Here is a 16,632-nt window from a genome sequence, read left to right as displayed (position 1 = left end):
ATGATCCTCATAAGCCTACTGGTAGCCCTTATTTCTTACAGTTTGTCATTTCAACTCTTACTGAATCATGAAATGGTGATTGATAAGATTTGCAGGACAGAACAACAGAAGATTATGAGCTTAGCTAAAGAAAATATCGAAACAATTCTAAACTTTAATTCATTGGCAGAAAGTCTTTACGCTTTTCAAGAATCTCTTAAACCCTTTATATGGATCCCTAAAATAGCCATTATTTATAAAAACCTTCTCTCTCTAAGAAAAAATTTGGAAAAAATTCAGCTGTCATTTATTACGATACAAAATTTAGTTTTAAAAAAGAATGCCTTTTTACTCTATTCGAACCTCAAAGGGGGCTTGCAAAAACTTAAGGAAAGTTATCGTTTCCAATCAGAGCTTCATTCACAAGCTCTTCCTTTTCTAAATTTCAAAATGGCCATAAAGAAAAAAAAGGAAATTATCTTCCCTCCTTACGAACTAGTTAAAGATTTCACTTCAGAGCAAAAATTAAAATTTGCAATTATTAGTCTCAGCAAAAAAAAATTAGGATCTATTCTATTCACTGATTATAAACAAAATAAGTATTGCTGGGCCAGCTTAACCGCAGCCCCTGAAAAAAAACTTGAAATCCTCTATTTTAAAAAGTCAATGTTTACAAACACCTGGTAAGTGCCCTGAGGATCCGATATACGAAACTCAAATTGGCGCCATCTCCCTGTTACTTTGGCTACGAAAATGAAATGAATCGGGTTTATGAAAAACTCTCAGTTTTCTCAAACACCATTGTATAGTAAAAAAGGACAAATTCTGATTGAGGCCCTTTTTGTCGTTGCTTTCTGTGTTTTTTTAATTCTCATCGCCAACGAAAGCACAAAAAAATTCCATCATAATTACAAAAAAAATGAAACTTTTACACAAAGAAATAAACAAAATTATGGAAAAACTCAATACTCAAATTATTAGCAAGTATTTTTTAAATGTACGTATCAATCAAAATAAAAAAGTCATCCTCTTTTTCTTATTAGGTCTAGTGATAATTCTTAGTGCTACTTTTTTTAATCAGGAAGAAAAGAAAACAACCAATAAGTTTTTTTTAGATTCAACAATACCTGAAGGTTATGTTTTTGTTCCTGTATCCATATTAAACGGAGCCTCCCTTTCCAATATGATTGGTCAACATGGAGTTGTTGATCTCTATCTCACCTTCAATGGTAAAAAAACAAAAAAAATAGCTTCTCGAGTAAAAATTATTCAAGCTACAAATGAAATTGATTCTTTTGCCGTACTTTTAAAAGAGGAACAAAGTCAAAACATCTTAACCTATACAGAACCCTTTTTTGCAGTCATACAAAATCCAACAATAAAATCACAAAACATCTTTCAAGCAGGAAAAAATAAAATTTCAATTCACTATCAAAATTAAAAAAGGACTTCTTATGAAAAAATTAACTTTAAGATTATTTTATAACAAAATACTTATATGGGCTCGTCTAGAAATGTCTCTGTTTAAAGATTATCTTTGTTATTATTTCATTATATTTCCTTGTTTTCTCTTCGGTTCGGTTCTTATTCCAGCTAAAGACTCGAACTATAAAGATTTTGAATCGTATATTAAAAATTCAGAGTACCTTTCTTATTCTCAATACCAGTTAATTCAAATTAAAACTAAACAATCGCAAATTCAATTCACTCTGGCTTCTTCGGAAAATTGGCTTAGATTGGAAAGTCAATACTTAGACGTAAATAAGGAGATCCGATCTCGACAATCTGAAAACATTTTTAATGGCGCCGAAAGGAAATTATTATTTAATACTTTTGAAAAAAAATTATCACAGACATTGGACTCTCAAGCTCATAAATATTATTTGTCTCAATTATGTTGGATCTTTTCGAATGATAAACAATTAAAATACGAATTCAATCAATTTGAAAAATACTGTCATTACGAAAAAATTTATTTTAGGGATCTCTTAAAACAATTTCCTGACTATACGATTCTTATTTCCGATGGAAATATCTTCAATCTACAGGATGATCAGCATTTAAAATACAATGAGGTCCCACAACACTTACTTTTTCTCTCAGACAAAAAACAGGCAATTAAATATTATGGTCAAGTAACCGAACTTACAAAATTATCGCTAGATGTAAACAAATACCTTGTCACAGGAAACTGCAAGGATTACGAATCATCTAAACTCGAAGATATAGAAAGCTATGATATTTTCTTTAACCATGAGTGCATACAAAATTTCAAACCTAAATCAATATTCTCAAAAATAGGTACTTACATTAAATCAAATAAATATGAAATAATTTCAGGAATTATTCTTTCTGCCCTGTTATATAACTATTTTAGTGATAAAAATATTAAGTTTGAATAATCCCAAATGCTTTTGCGATCTGATCTCTAAGCAAGTTTTTGACGAGGTAATTTCCAAATTATCCCATCAACAAAAAAATGATGGATTTGAACTAAAGACAGGACCAACGCGTAAGATATGTCTAGCGGTATATTTCCTTGTCCAAGAAAACGAGGAATTCCTTCAAATAAAACGATCCCACCAATGATATTTATTATGATCCACTTTCCATGAATTCGAAAATTAAAAGATACACCTTGAAGCACATAAGCTAAAAATAAATATTGCAAGGAGTGTAGTCCGGGTACGAAAATATTAAAATTAACGTCTGTAGTTGTACAAAAATATATAGCTTGTGTTATTGGGATCAATAAAATTATCATTGGTAAAAATGTTTGCGATTTTTTCTTTTTAATAATGAACCAAAACATAAAGAAAATATAACAGAAAATCATCCAAACCAAAGTAATCTGAGCAAACCAAGATGGAAATGAATAACTAGGAATTGTTATACCCCAAAAATATTTTTCAGAATTGCTGCTATTTGAGGTGACGAAAGAATAAATAAATGATGAGAAGCAAGTAAAACCAATGAGTCTTCGCTCCCAAGATGTAATTACTATTTGGGCTCTTTGTAAGTACAACAAAATCAGTCCTAAGCTTTGACCACTGAAATGAAAAGGAGACCAAATCATGAATAATCTTACTATGACAGTACCAAAACCATTTGGAGCTAGTAATCCAAACACAAGTAATATAACAATGATCCAAGGAAATACATAAGCTGTAACAGGGAACAATTTTGTTTGGGTTTTATCTGAATAAAGGCGATACAATGTTGCTGAAAAATGTGGCCAGTTAATCACCCAAGATATAATGTAGGCTGTACTTGATAATTGTGCATTAATTGAAGAATTAAAAAATAAATATAAAACTCCTGAAAGCAAAAACGAAACTGAACATAGAAAGAAAATATCTATATAGGAACTAATAAAATAAGGTGAATTAACTTCGTTCTTCAAAACGTCTGAATCCTACAAAAGAATATAAAACACAAAAAAACGATATTATAGTTTCAAAAGAACTCATCGGAATACTTCTTAAAAAAAAGAAACTTAAAATCATGAAAATTACCAATAACAAACCCACAGAAACAGCGAACCTTGCCCATTTAATTTTATTCTGCCCCATTAGTTGAAGCGAAATTGAAAACAAAATGACAACTACACATAGGCCCAGATGCATCCATTTAAGTTTTTCCTCCATTTTCTTCTGTGAAATAAAACTACTCTCATAAAATATCTGTTTTTTAGGTTGAAACCTATTGGCTTCTTCACCTCGCAATATGTATGACTTCTGGACTACAACTTCTATTTCTGGACTCGTTCCATTTCTTGGAATCTTTAGAATTTCAGAGATAACATCCTGACCTTCCAAAAGTTTTCCAAAAATAGTATAATTTCCATCAAGATGCGGAGCCGACCCAAGCAAAATTGAAAATGAACTATGGGCACTATCTTTATCATTATCCTCTCTGGCTGCGGATAATACACCAGCAATATGTTTCACGTTCGATATTTCAAGAGGGAGTTTTGTAAATTCTTTAAGAACCTCATCTGGCAAAGATTTTTTGCGATTATAGATATCAGAAAACTGAATAACGAATCCTGGTTGAATTCTGAATGCATTCACTGATTCAAAATATCCCCTCTCGGCAATTTTTCTAAATTGTTGAGCGTGCTTAGGGGCGATTTGATCGTTTAATTCAAAAACCAAATCACCGAAATTTGTTTCAAAAATAATTTTTTCTTCCTTCTTGTCCTCCCCTTTTGCATTTGAAAAGGCAGAAGATAGAAAAAGAAAAAAAACTGAAATTAGCACGTTTAAATAAGAAAAATGAATTCTTCTAGTCATTTATACTTTTTTTACATATTCTGATTTTAAATTCATAGCTCCAAATCCATCGATTTTACATGAAATATCGTGGCCGTCACCAGCATCCATCAGTCGTATATTTTTAACTTTCGTTCCCACTTTTACAACTGAAGAGGATCCTTTTACTTTTAGATCTTTAACAATTGTCACGGTATCCCCATTCTGTAAAGTATTTCCATAAGCATCGCTTACTCCTTGAGGTACTTGAATGGGTTCCTCGTTCGTATTTACAGTCTTATCTACAGTTTCATTTTGATGGTTCCATTCATAGAAACACTCTGGACAAGTCCAAATACTGCCATCAAAATAAATATTTTCAGAATTACACTTAGGACAATAGGATACATTCTTCATATTATGAAGACTACTTCAACTTGCATGATGGAGCAAGTTTTGAAATAGACACTCTAAAATAAATTTTTGCATTAATTTAGCAATAATTATTGATCAATTCTATTTTCAAAAGTTACACTTCAATGGAGTTTTTAGGAGAGTTTTATGTTGTATTTTATTTTTTTAAACCTGACGCTTTTTATTATGAGTGGTACCAGTGGTTGTATCTCTAAAAGTAAAAATAGCACTTCTAATTCTAAGAAAGAACAACAAAAAACAGTTCGATCTAGCAAGTCAGTTTCATCGCCAGATGAAGAGGAGGATGAAGACCCATCGAGTGACCCCGTATTACATGTAATAGGGGTCTATGAAGGCGCGGTCCCTACCGATGTTCCAAATGAAAAAGAAGTGATCGTCACAATCAGTGACAATAAACAACCTATTATATTATGTCTAATGGCCTACGACAGTACTCTTTGGACTTTGAATATAAAAAGTGGAGTTCGTATTCAAAAAATTATTTTAGCAGGTTATCATTCACAACGAATCAGAGGATTCCTAGCGCCAAAAATTTTACAAGTTTATTCTCATGATTACTCTCCATGTAATGACTGCTGGGATGGAAAAAAATATTTTTATTCTTATACAAAACCTCCCGTCGAAATTACTGAGATCACCGGCTATGATGTCACTACTTTTCAAGGTAAATATTCGGGAAAAGAATTTTTTATCTTTCCAGGAATGACGGAGTGGAAAAACTAATAATGCATCACGTGGGGCATTTTGTACTCTTTTTTTTGGGCACAGTCCTTGCTTATTTAGGCCATCTATAGAAGTTGTTTCTATTTGACACCAGTTAAGAAAGGATTTTTTATGAAATTCAAAAGGATGATCATCGCAACACTCGTTGCAACTAGCAGTTTGGGAATTCAAGGTTGTACTGATTCTGAGGTAGGCTTAAGCGTTGGCGCCATTGTCGGTGGAGTTATCGGAAACCAGTTAGGTAAAAGTAGCGAAAGAGATCGCCGTTACGACAACCACTACAACAATGGTTACGACCAGCGCTATGATGGCAGATATTACCGACACCCTCAACGGCCTCCCAGGTATTGCGATCGTTACCGTTGCTATGCTCCGATGAGCAAGGAAGTTGAGTTGCAAACTGATGCAGCTGATTCTTTAGACTTTTCAGATTCTTCAAATGCATCTGAATCTTCACTCGCCTTCGATAAAAGCCGTTTAGATAATCCCGTGCTCCTCGTTTCAGAAAAATATCAAATACCAGAAAAATCAGCGCAGCTTATTGTGAGTGCACTAATTAAAGCACAAAATAAGGATTATACGGAGCTCAATGAGCTTGGCATTGATACAGATGATTTTGAATTAATTTATAAAAACGAAAACCCCTCCTACAAAGCGCTCATGACGTTGAGTCAGAAGCTAGGGTTGGATGCTGGGGAAACTAATGATTTGATCCAAAATATGAAGGCTGACATTCAAGCTGAAAGACAAAGATTAAATTTGTAATAAGAATGATGTATAAAAGTGTTGATAGGAGCGCTTCGCAGTGGTTGAGCCTACGACTCAAATCAAGGCCGCAGGAAGGAGACGACTGAGGCCTAATATTCAAGTCCCCCCCCTGAACGAGTGACAAAGAATGGCACTTTTTTGGGTGTTTTGGTGGTTCCCCGTTTTTGAGTGGGATTCGATATTCTGATTAAATTTTCCGACAGTTCTTTTAACCATTTGAAATGACGTTCCTATCGGAAATTCTTGGTTAGTTGCTCTAGTTTATCCTGTTTTATTTATCCTGTTTAATTTGTCCCAATTACATCTCCAAACTAACCCTTTCAAGTAAGAAAAAACAGGAGTATACTGTTGTTACTTTATCTAAAAGGAGTTATTCAATGAAACAAATTCTACCTCTTCTTAAACTTGTAAATACTTCTCCCGAGTGGGAGGGTTTCTCTGCTGGTGATTGGCGTTCTGAAATTAATGTTCAAGATTTCATTTCTAAAAATGTGTCGCCATACCTGGGTAATGATGAATTTCTGTGTCGAGCCTCAGATAAAACTGAAAAATTGTGGAAACAAGTCAAAGAATTAATGATTCAAGAAATTAAAAAAGGAGTTCTGGATGCCGATACAGAAGTTGTCTCTAGCATTGTTTCCCACGCTCCTGGATACATAAATAAAGACTTAGAAACAATTGTGGGACTCCAAACTGAGAAACCTTTAAAGAGAGCGTTAATGCCTAATGGTGGTTATCGCATGGCCATGAGTGCTCTTGAAGCATTTGGCTATAAGATGTCTCCAGCCACAGAAGAAATTTTTAGCAAACATCGTAAAACTCACAATGAAGGGGTCTTCGATGTTTACACCAAAGAAATGAAGGACGCTCGCAAATCTGGAATTATCACTGGTCTACCAGATGCTTACGGGCGTGGACGTATCATTGGTGACTACCGCCGCGTGGCTCTTTATGGAATTGATTTATTACTCCAAGCTAAATCTGAAGAAAAATTGCAGTTAGAATACCGAAATATGGATGAGGACACTATCCGGCTTCGAGAAGAACTTTCTGAACAAATGCGCGCCCTTCAAGAGTTGAAAACAATGGCAAAGACTTATGGTTTTGATCTGGGTCGACCAGCCTCAACAGCGACAGAGGCGGTTCAATGGACCTATTTTGCTTATCTTGGAGCTACCAAAGAACAAAATGGTGCTGCCATGTCTTTAGGTCGAGTCTCTTCCTTTTTAGATATCTATATTGAACGTGACTTAAAGAACGCTAAATTAACAGAGTATGAGGCTCAAGAAATAATGGATCAATTTGTAATGAAATTACGAATGATTCGTTTTGCTCGAACACCAGAATATAATGATCTTTTTTCAGGAGATCCTAATTGGGTTACCGAGTGTGTAGGTGGAATGGCTTTGAATGGAACTACCCTTGTCACTAAAAATAGTTTTCGGGTTTTGCAAACTTTATATAATTTAGGCCCGGCTCCAGAGCCCAACTTGACAGTGTTATGGTCAGAGAGCTTGCCCAAAGGATTTAAAGAATTTAGCGCGAAGGTATCTATCGATACTAGTTCTGTACAATATGAAAGTGATGATTTAATGCGCCCAATGTACGGCACAGATTATGCGATAGCTTGTTGTGTTTCTGCAATGAAGGTTGGAAAACAAATGCAATTTTTTGGAGCCCGCGCCAATATGGCTAAATGCCTACTCTATTCAATAAATGGAGGAAAGGATGAAGTGAGCGGTGAGCAAGTCGGACCCTTGTTACCAGTCATTACTGATGAGGTTTTGAATTTTGATATGGTCATGGAGCGCTATGATGTCATGATGGATTGGTTAGCTAATTTGTATGTAAACACGTTGAATGTAATTCATTACATGCACGATAAGTATTGCTATGAAAGATTGGAAATGGCTTTACATGAAAGAGATATCGAAAGAAAGTTGGCTACGGGAATTGCTGGTTTGTCCGTGGTAGCTGATTCTCTATCAGCTATTCGCTACGCTAAAGTTTATCCTGTTCGAAACGCCCAAGGTCTTGTGACTGATTTTAGAACCGAAGGCGAGTTTCCTAAATATGGAAATAATGACGAGCGTGTAGATCTTATTGCAAAGGGTTTAGTTAAAAAATTTAATGACAAGTTATTACAACAAAAAACTTATCGAAATTCTAATATCACCATGTCTGTATTAACTATCACCTCCAATGTCGTTTATGGTAAAAAAACAGGCAGCACCCCTGATGGAAGAAAAAAAGGCGAAGCCTTTGCTCCGGGAGCAAATCCCATGCATGGTCGCGACACCCACGGCGCCCTAGCTTCTATGGCATCAGTGGCACAGTTACCCTATGCTTCGGCTCAAGACGGTATCTCGAATACTTTCTCTGTCGTACCTACCGCCCTTGGAAGAAATCAAGCGGATCAAGTAGATAATTTAACAAATATTTTAGACGGGTATTTCAAGCAAGGAGGACATCATATCAATGTGAATGTTCTTAATAGAGAAACCCTTCTTGAGGCCATGGATCACCCAGAAAAACATCCTCAATTAACCATTCGTGTTTCAGGTTACGCCGTAAACTTTGTAAAATTGACTCGCGAACAACAATTGGAAGTTATTAACAGAACTTTTCATCAATACATGTGATATGTAAAAGTTCTGTTGAAGTTCTTTTGATATGAGGACGTTATTTTGAAAACTCAAGGTCGAATTCATTCTTACGAAGTTGGCAGCGCGGTTGATGGGCCGGGGTTGCGTTTTGTTATCTTTACTCAAGGCTGTCCTCTTCGTTGTCTTTATTGTCATAATCCAGACACTCGCAATCCCAACGGTGGAAAAGAAACTACAGTTGATGAGCTGATGCATGAAATTGAAAAGTACCATGCTTATACGGACCATGGCCATGGCGGCGTTACCATTAGCGGGGGTGAGCCTTTGCTGCAACCAGAATTTGTTTCTTCTCTGTTAAGAGAGTGCCAGGCAAAAGGATTTCACACGGCACTAGACACTTCTGGCTTTGCATCCCATGCGGCGATGGATTTAGTGCTACCCTATGTGAATCTAATTCTGCTTGATATAAAATCATGGAAACGTGAACTCTATGAGCGGCTTACCCATGTTCAATTGGAACCAACATTAGAATTTGCAAAAGTTGCAAGTGAAAGAGATATACCCATCTGGTTACGTTTTGTTCTCGTTCCTGAACTTACCGACGATTCAGAAAACATCGAAGGTGTTGCCAGATTTGCTGCGACTCTTAAGACTCTTAAAAGAGTAGAGATTCTACCATTTCACAAATTAGGTGAATACAAGTGGGAAGAGCTTGGTCTTGAGTATTCCTTAAAAAAAACAGTGCCACCAGCCCCAGAAAAGGTAGCTATGGCACAATCCATTTTTAAAGAACATCTAACTTGTCCTGTTTATTAAAAATAATTAATAATTAAAATCTAGTACACACCAATGTGTTTGCAAGCTTTTGGTCTACGTATAAATTAGCTACAAAAGTATTGTTAGGATTTGGAACTTGATTATTTGGAACGACGACTGACATGGGGGTTCCTTTAAAAATACTAACACCTGAAGTATTCTCTTCAACAGTTACAAGATTGTAGTGAGCGGCCTTTCCTTCTTCAGCATAACTTAAAACGATTCCTTTTCCCATAATGACCTTAACAGCCAACCTAACTGCATTTTTATTTGATTTACCAGTGCAATCTAAATATTGATAACCAGTAGGTCCGTTACTTAATGATCCTCCGGCAAGGACTGCCAATGTTAGAAAATTTAAAACAACAAAAAACTTAAAAAACTTCATATAACTCTCCTTAAATTTATTAAAATTATTTTATACCTATTTTATATTCTTATTCTTCTTTTTACTTAATTAAGTGGGCTCAACCTATACAGAAATTATGCTATTTGCTATATTTATATTATAAAATATCTAGTGATTTTTTATATTAATAATAATGAATTATTTTCAAATCAAATGTGAAGATCAATAGGTCGTATCTGCGTGAAATCTTTCAATCCAATCAATTCAATTTTATAAATAATCTTTGCCAATCTTAAATGTTTTAGTTCATATAAGGCTTATGAACGACAGTGTTTTTAATTTTAATAACTACAAGGACTTTCTTAATCAGCGCTTACACTCAGAAAACTCTACGCGTGGAATTCAAAGTCAACTTGCCAAACATTTGAGTTGTCAATCTTCATATATTTATCAAGTTTTAAAAAGCAAAAATGATTTGACAGATGATCAGGCCTACCTAACCACCACTTTTTTTAAATTATCAGCTCTAGAAACAAATCACTTTCTTTTACTTGTAAGATATTCAAAAGCCGCTACGAAAGAACTAAAATCCTTCTTATTCAATGAAATTAAAACGAATAAACTGGAATCTGAAAAGCTTTTATACCATTCTGACGCAACTCCGGCAGTCAATTCAGACGAAGGCTGGAGCTTTTATTTTTCATCATTACTTCCATCCTATATTCACATGCTAACCAGCTCACCTAAGTATCAAAGCGTCGAATCTTTAAGTTTAAAATTAAAAACTGATAAAAGTGTTATATCAAGTACTCTCTTAGAGCTAAAGAAGTATGGATTTGTCGATTTTGAAAAAAACCTATGGATCAATAAAAATCCAAATATTCATTTTTCTAAAGAATCCATTCATAATTATAATTTACATATTCTAAGAAGATCTCAAGCCATGGCCTCTATTGTTAAAATGAATACTCATAACGATCTTCATTTTTCCAGTCTGTTTACTCTGGATCATGAAAGTTATGAGTTCATCAAAAAACAAATATTAGAAAATATAAAGAAAATTCAAAAAAAGATTCATGCTGGAGGTAGCGATGAATTATTTGTCATGTGTTTAGATCTGTTTTCCCCACAGATATAAATCAGGCAGCTTTATTGTTTTGTTCTTTTAGTATTTTATAATCATCAGCATTAAGAGCCAATTTTAAATCTAAAATAAGAGTTAAAGCCTTTTCACTTCGAGCCACTCCCTGAATAAATTCAGTTTTGACATTAGATTCAACATCAGGAGTTCTGCTGATATCTTTTCCCTCAATAGCAACGACACTATCAACTGAATCAACGATGACTCCCAAAGATAAGGGAGCAAAGTCCAGAATAATAAACGTCGTTTCTGAATGAGCCTCTGGCTTCCCTAGCTTAAGTTTTAACCTTAAATCAATAACAGAAATTACTTGCCCACGTAAATTCATAATCCCTTTAAAATGAGGAGGAGCTTGAGGAATCGCCGTTGTTTCCACGGTCCCTAAAACTTCTTTAACTTGAAGCAATGGGATAGCGAATTTTTCTTTTCCCAAAGTAAAACAAAGGTAACGACCGCCTAATTCAGTCTGATTTTCTTGATTTGAGGAAACATCGTTCATACTCATGCCTTTCTCTTAAATTATCGATCTAAATAATTTTCAATTACGAATACACATCCAGATCGGTTATATTTTAATTTTCTAAAGGACTTTATTTTTGATAGGCTATTTCAGCTAAAACCACTAACCGACACAAAGAACTCCCAAAAGTCTCATTTTGACGCACTTGAACTATTAGATTCCTTTAAGAGCCTGTCCCCAAAAGGTCAGATAGCTCTTTAAATAGGGTTTCATTAAAAACTTAACTATTGCAAACTAAGCCCTCGGACCTATTGCTCTCTATACTCTTTTAGGCTACAAATTGACTATATAATTAAAGCAGAGAAAGCAGCAAAACTAAAGAGAGCCTACGATGACCCTATCTAAAAAATCATATACCCCCAAGCCATCTTGGCTTAAAGTCCGTGCCCCCAGTGGCGAGAATTATTCCCGCATCAAAGACATGTTAGGGGAATTAAAATTGGCCACCGTTTGCCAAGAAGCCAAATGTCCAAATATGGGTGAATGTTGGAGTGGAGGAACAGCTACATTTATGCTTATGGGAGAAGTCTGTACCCGAGGTTGCCGGTTTTGCCATATTAAAACTGGAAATCCTAAAGGTGCGATAGATCCTTTTGAACCCGAGAAAGTAGCCTATTCCATCTCTCAAATGGATTTAGAATATGTCGTCATTACCAGTGTCGATCGTGATGATTTAGAAGACCAAGGCGCTGGTCATTTTGCCCGAACCGTTGCGACCATAAAAAAACTCTCTCCGAATCTAATTGTTGAGATTCTAACTCCCGATTTTCGCGGAGATGAAAAGTTAATCGAAGTGATTGTAAACTCCAAACCTGATGTCTTTGCTCACAATGTTGAAACCGTAGAAAGACTCACTCCAGGAGTTCGCGATCCTCGAGCTCACTATTGGCAATCTCTAAAAGTTTTAAAACATGTAAAGACTCTTGATCGCAAAATGTATACTAAATCCTCTATCATGTTGGGGTTAGGTGAAACGGATGAAGAGCTTTTATCAACCCTAAAGGATCTTCGCGATGTTGGCTGCGATGTCGTGACCTTTGGTCAATACTTGCAACCTACGGAAAGACATCTGAAAGTGGAAAAGTTTGTCACTCCGGAAAAATTTAAAGAATGGCAAAATATTGCTGAAACTATGGGCTTTTTGTATGTGGCTTCTGGCCCCCTAGTGAGAAGCTCTTACCGAGCCGGCGAATTTTTCATGAGGGGAATTATTGAAAAACAGAAAAAAGAAATGGAAAATTCTAATAACCCGAGTTAGTACGTTAGCTTAATTTTTTTAATTGGAAGATTTGATTTATTGAAAAAGGAGAATTCAATGACTTATGATTTGAGATTGCCGGAACTTGGAGAAGGAGTTACCGAAGGTGAATTGATCAAGTGGTTAGTTAAGATAGGGGATCTCGTTAAACCAGACCAAAGTGTGGCAGAAATCATGACCGACAAGGCCACCGTGGAGGTTCCTTCTTCCAAAGCCGGAGTTGTAAAAGATCTTAAATTCAAAGCCGGAGATGTGATTAAAGTAGAAACGGTTCTCATGGTGTTAGATGAACAAAATGTTTCAGCAACAGCTTCGACACCCGCCGTAGCAAAGGCACTCGCCAGTTCTTCCAAAGCATCAGCTCCTCAAGCCTCTTCCTCTGGCGCCGGAACAACAACCTACTCTATAAAACTCCCTGAACTCGGCGAAGGAGTGAGCGAGGGTGAGCTCATTAAATGGCTTGTGAAGGTGGGAGATACGATCAAACCTGACCAAGGCTTGGCTGAAATAATGACCGACAAAGCCACTGTCGAAATCCCCTCGCCTAAAGGGGGAGTGATCACTGAATTGAAATTTAAAGCTGGAGATGTGGTTAAAGTTGATTCTCCTTTAGCTACGATTCAAATTTCTGGAAGTTCGACGTCCATGCCCTCTGAAAAGATAAAGGAAGCCCCAGTTGCTCCTTTAGTCAAGGCTCCTGCGGCTGCAGTTTCTTCCTCATCCTCTTCGGCGTCAAATGCTGCCAAAATTTTTCCACCTGTGATGGATTCTAAAGTGCTTGCCACTCCTTCGACCAGAAGATTAGCTCGAGAATTACAGGTGGACATCAATACCCTTTCTGGTACTGGATTAGCTGGCCGAGTTACCCGTGAAGATGTGATGAAAACCACAGAGTCTGTAGAAACAAAAAGTCCAACGGAAAAGACGACTCTGAGCCTGCCAAAACCTGGTTACTCGTCAACAAGAGCCAATGAAGAAGAGAGAGTTCCTCTTAAGGGAATCAGGAAAAAAATTGCTGAAAATTTGCAAATGGCCAAGCATATTATCCCACACTTTACTTTAATGGACGAAGCTGACGTCACTGAGCTTGTCAATTGGAGAGAGTCCCTTAAGGAGGTCGCTGAAAAAGCTGGCACTAAAATCACCTACTTACCTTTCGTCATGAAAGCTTTGATCGCGACAATACGTGAATTCCCTATGTTTAATGCTTCCATTGATGATGAAAAACAGGAAATTATTTATAAAAAGTATTTTAATCTCGGTTTTGCTGCCGACACACCCAATGGACTCGTTGTTCCTGTAATTAAGAATGCGGACCAAAAAAGTCTTTTAGAACTTTCAAAAGAAATTTTAGAACTTTCTAAGAAGGCCAGAGATGGAAAGTTAAAACCTGACGAAATGAAAGGGGCCACGATCACCATTACCAATATCGGGTCAGTTGGGGGCACTTATGCAACTCCCATTATCAATCATCCCGAAGTCGCTATTCTTGGAATGTACAAAATCCAAGATCGTCTTTATTTAGATTCAACTGGAGCCGTAAAAAATCAAAAAATCATGAATTACACGATTACCGCTGACCATCGATTAATAGACGGGGCCGTAGCCGCTAGATTTTTAAAATCATTTTTGGCTCGAATTCAAAAGCCATCCATTTTGATGTTGGACATGCAATAGCTTTAACTTATTTAGAAAAAAAGGAATTTAGTATGCAAAAATTTGATGTTGTCGTTGTGGGAAGTGGACCTGGCGGTTATGTGGCAGCTATTAAATGCGCCCAACTGGGACTCCATACAGCTATTATTGAGAAGGAGTCTCTCGGTGGAGTTTGTTTAAATGTTGGATGCATTCCCTCCAAAGCAATGATCACCGCAGCCCACTGGTTGGATAAAATGGAAAATGATTTTCCCAAAATGGGGTTTGAGATTTCCAAGCCAAAAGTAGACTACAAAAAACTGCTCTCTTGGAAACAAAGCGTTTGTGAACGTATGTCCATGGGAGTTAACCAGCTTTTGAAAGGGAACAAAGTAACTGTCTTTAATGGTGAAGGTCAGTTTGTAAGTCCGACTCAGATCAAAGTCATTCCTTCAAAAAAATCTACTTCATCCGAAGCTTCTTCATCTGTGGAAGTTTTAGAAGCTAAAAATTTTATTTTAGCTCTTGGTTCTCGTCCTATTCAGATTCCTGGTTTTGAATTTGATGAAAAAAATATTATTTCTTCTACAGGGGCCCTAGATTTAGATCACCCTCCTAAAAGAGTAGTCACTATTGGTGGAGGTTATATTGGTTTAGAGATTTCAAGCTATCTAAAAAAGTTTGGCTCTGAGGTGACCGTTGTTGAAGCTCAGGGAAGTCTTTTGGCTGGTGTTGTTGATCCAGAATGTGCCCAAGTTGTTTCTAAACGATTGCAAAAAAAAGGTGTTAATTTGTTATTCAATGCCAAGGCAAAATCGCAGAAAAAAGTAGGCAATGAATATGAAGTGATTGTTGAGTTAGATGGTAAAAACCAGGTTCTAAAAGCAGATAAGATTTTGGTCACCGTTGGCAGAAGGCCGAATGGAGATCAGCCTCATCTGAAAAATCTAGGAGTGCAAATCGACGAGCGCGGTTTTGTAAAAGTAGATGCTCAACGAAGAACGAACCTTAAACATATTTTTGCAATTGGTGATCTTTGTGGCCAACCTATGCTGGCCCATAAAGCCAGCTACGAAGGGGTTATGGTTGCTGAAATCATCAAAGGGAGTCCGAGGGCCTATGATGTCAAAACAGTTCCAGCTGTTGTTTTCACAGATCCAGAAATTTCTTCTGCCGGCTTAACTGAAAGTGAAGCCCTTAGTAAGGGATACAAAAATTTAAAAATAGGAAAATTTCCATTTGCCGCTAACGGAAGAGCTGTTTCCATGCTTGAAACCGATGGGTTTGTTAAAATGATTGCTAGTGAAAGTGATATCTTGCTAGGAGTTCATATTGTTGGCCCTGAAGCTTCGAATTTAATTTCTGAGGCCGCCTTAGCCATTGAGATGGGAGCAAGAATGCAAGATCTTTCGTTGACTATACATCCTCATCCTACATTGGGAGAAACGATGATGGAGGCCGCTGAAGCTACTTTGGGTCATGCTATCCATATTATTCAAAAGCCTTTACATCGAGAACCTACTCGTTTTCAACATGAGTCAAATAGGCCTTAAGAATGTCCCTACGGGCGACAATCCCAATAGGTCTTTTTCTGTTATCGATGACTAATACTCGGCGGATTTGATTCTCTAAGAATAGTTTGAAAAGTTCTGCAAAGGATTTGTCCTTTGTTATTGTAATTAATTTTGTTGTTTTTGGTAATTTTTCAACACAAAGAGCTAGCTTGGTATCTACATTTTCAAGAACCCCTATTCTCATTAAATCCATTTCACTGATGATACTTAAAAGTTCTCCATCTTGCCTTAGTAAAGGAGCACCACTGATTTTATTCTCAATGAGAAATGTGATAGCTTCTTTAATTGTCATAACGGTATTTAGTGAACTCACCGGTGATGTCATTATATCTTTCACTGTTGTTTTATGAATCGAAACTTTCCCTTTCATTCTCTTCCCCTTTACCCTTAAAAACTGTCTAGAATATCAACAAACCTATAGGTTTTACCCCATCCCCAATAATTTTCCATTTATTTTTAAAATTCGGGTATATTTATCTCGTCATCATACTTCATCACTAATCTTGAAGTAAGGAGTTTCAGATGAAAAAATTAGTTTTGTGTTTAATTTTTATTTCAGGAATAACTATTTCATG

At 36.3% G+C, this 16,632-nt stretch carries 17 protein-coding genes; 11 read left to right on the top strand and 6 right to left on the bottom strand.

Annotated elements, in window-relative coordinates:
• Positions 1–114: 114 nt before the first annotated feature.
• The 3 genes from J0M15_02610 (at position 115) to J0M15_02600 (ending at position 2,381) form a co-directional block, all read left to right on the top strand.
• Positions 115–666: a hypothetical protein gene (locus J0M15_02610; protein ID MBN8535919.1), complete on the top strand. Its 552-nt coding sequence runs from the start codon at positions 115–117 to the stop codon at positions 664–666.
• Positions 667–931: 265 nt separating this feature from the next.
• Complete coding sequence (locus J0M15_02605; protein MBN8535918.1) at positions 932–1,420, top strand: hypothetical protein; 489 nt, start codon at positions 932–934, stop codon at positions 1,418–1,420.
• A gap of 13 nt (positions 1,421–1,433) precedes the next feature.
• The gene (locus tag J0M15_02600) at positions 1,434–2,381 is read left to right on the top strand and encodes a hypothetical protein (protein MBN8535917.1); all 948 of its coding nucleotides are present in this window, start codon (positions 1,434–1,436) and stop codon (positions 2,379–2,381) included.
• A gap of 26 nt (positions 2,382–2,407) precedes the next feature.
• Here the strand turns inward: J0M15_02600 and J0M15_02595 are convergent, their stop codons facing one another.
• From J0M15_02595 to J0M15_02585, 3 genes are read right to left on the bottom strand one after another with little or no spacing between them, the layout of a single operon-like run.
• Positions 2,408–3,382: a hypothetical protein gene (locus tag J0M15_02595; GenBank protein ID MBN8535916.1), complete on the bottom strand. Its 975-nt coding sequence runs from the start codon at positions 3,380–3,382 to the stop codon at positions 2,408–2,410.
• Positions 3,366–4,274, bottom strand: a complete 909-nt coding sequence (locus J0M15_02590; protein ID MBN8535915.1) for a peptidylprolyl isomerase — start codon at positions 4,272–4,274, stop codon at positions 3,366–3,368. The genes J0M15_02595 and J0M15_02590 overlap by 17 nt, the downstream gene beginning before the upstream one ends.
• Positions 4,275–4,649, bottom strand: a complete 375-nt coding sequence (locus J0M15_02585; protein ID MBN8535914.1) for an alkylphosphonate utilization protein — start codon at positions 4,647–4,649, stop codon at positions 4,275–4,277. It abuts the gene before it with no gap.
• A 144-nt stretch (positions 4,650–4,793) separates the two neighbouring features.
• Between J0M15_02585 and J0M15_02580 the strand changes: the two genes are divergently transcribed.
• From J0M15_02580 to pflA, 4 genes are all read left to right on the top strand, one after another.
• Positions 4,794–5,390: a hypothetical protein gene (locus J0M15_02580; GenBank protein ID MBN8535913.1), complete on the top strand. Its 597-nt coding sequence runs from the start codon at positions 4,794–4,796 to the stop codon at positions 5,388–5,390.
• Positions 5,391–5,501: 111 nt separating this feature from the next.
• Positions 5,502–6,155, top strand: a complete 654-nt coding sequence (locus J0M15_02575) for a hypothetical protein (protein ID MBN8535912.1) — start codon at positions 5,502–5,504, stop codon at positions 6,153–6,155.
• Between the two features lie 380 nt (positions 6,156–6,535).
• Positions 6,536–8,800 carry a formate C-acetyltransferase gene (gene pflB / locus J0M15_02570; GenBank protein MBN8535911.1) on the top strand — a complete coding sequence of 755 codons (2,265 nt, stop codon included), beginning with the start codon at positions 6,536–6,538 and terminating at the stop codon, positions 8,798–8,800.
• 45 nt (positions 8,801–8,845) lie between these two features.
• A complete protein-coding gene (gene pflA, locus J0M15_02565; protein ID MBN8535910.1) occupies positions 8,846–9,580 on the top strand; it encodes a pyruvate formate lyase-activating protein in 735 nt (244 codons plus the stop codon).
• 13 nt (positions 9,581–9,593) lie between these two features.
• On the opposite strand, the gene J0M15_02560 is transcribed toward pflA, so the two are convergent.
• Positions 9,594–9,968 (bottom strand): hypothetical protein, encoded by a 375-nt coding sequence (locus J0M15_02560; protein ID MBN8535909.1) that lies wholly within the window; start codon positions 9,966–9,968, stop codon positions 9,594–9,596.
• A 280-nt stretch (positions 9,969–10,248) separates the two neighbouring features.
• Here J0M15_02560 and J0M15_02555 point away from each other — a divergent pair, with 280 nt between their 5' ends.
• On the top strand, positions 10,249–11,067 hold the full coding sequence (locus J0M15_02555; GenBank protein MBN8535908.1) for a DUF4423 domain-containing protein: 819 nt from the start codon (positions 10,249–10,251) through the stop codon (positions 11,065–11,067).
• Position 11,068: 1 nt separating this feature from the next.
• On the opposite strand, the gene J0M15_02550 is transcribed toward J0M15_02555, so the two are convergent.
• Positions 11,069–11,575 (bottom strand): purine-binding chemotaxis protein CheW, encoded by a 507-nt coding sequence (locus J0M15_02550; GenBank protein MBN8535907.1) that lies wholly within the window; start codon positions 11,573–11,575, stop codon positions 11,069–11,071.
• Between the two features lie 346 nt (positions 11,576–11,921).
• Here J0M15_02550 and lipA point away from each other — a divergent pair, with 346 nt between their 5' ends.
• Genes lipA through lpdA form a run of 3 tightly spaced genes read left to right on the top strand, consistent with a single transcriptional unit; the run spans position 11,922 to position 16,036 of the window.
• Positions 11,922–12,848: a lipoyl synthase gene (gene lipA, locus J0M15_02545; protein ID MBN8535906.1), complete on the top strand. Its 927-nt coding sequence runs from the start codon at positions 11,922–11,924 to the stop codon at positions 12,846–12,848.
• A gap of 57 nt (positions 12,849–12,905) precedes the next feature.
• Positions 12,906–14,525, top strand: a complete 1,620-nt coding sequence (locus J0M15_02540; GenBank protein MBN8535905.1) for a dihydrolipoyllysine-residue acetyltransferase — start codon at positions 12,906–12,908, stop codon at positions 14,523–14,525.
• Between the two features lie 32 nt (positions 14,526–14,557).
• Positions 14,558–16,036 carry a dihydrolipoyl dehydrogenase gene (lpdA, locus tag J0M15_02535; protein MBN8535904.1) on the top strand — a complete coding sequence of 493 codons (1,479 nt, stop codon included), beginning with the start codon at positions 14,558–14,560 and terminating at the stop codon, positions 16,034–16,036.
• Here the strand turns inward: lpdA and J0M15_02530 are convergent.
• Entirely contained in the window at positions 16,002–16,427 is a 426-nt protein-coding gene (locus J0M15_02530; protein MBN8535903.1) for a CBS domain-containing protein, read from the bottom strand. The genes lpdA and J0M15_02530 overlap by 35 nt on opposite strands.
• Positions 16,428–16,632 lie beyond the last annotated feature (205 nt).

The organism is Deltaproteobacteria bacterium (assembly GCA_017302835.1).
Taxonomy (GTDB): domain Bacteria; phylum Bdellovibrionota; class Bdellovibrionia; order Bdellovibrionales; family Bdellovibrionaceae; genus UBA2316.
This window is presented reverse-complemented; position numbering and strand designations above follow the sequence as displayed.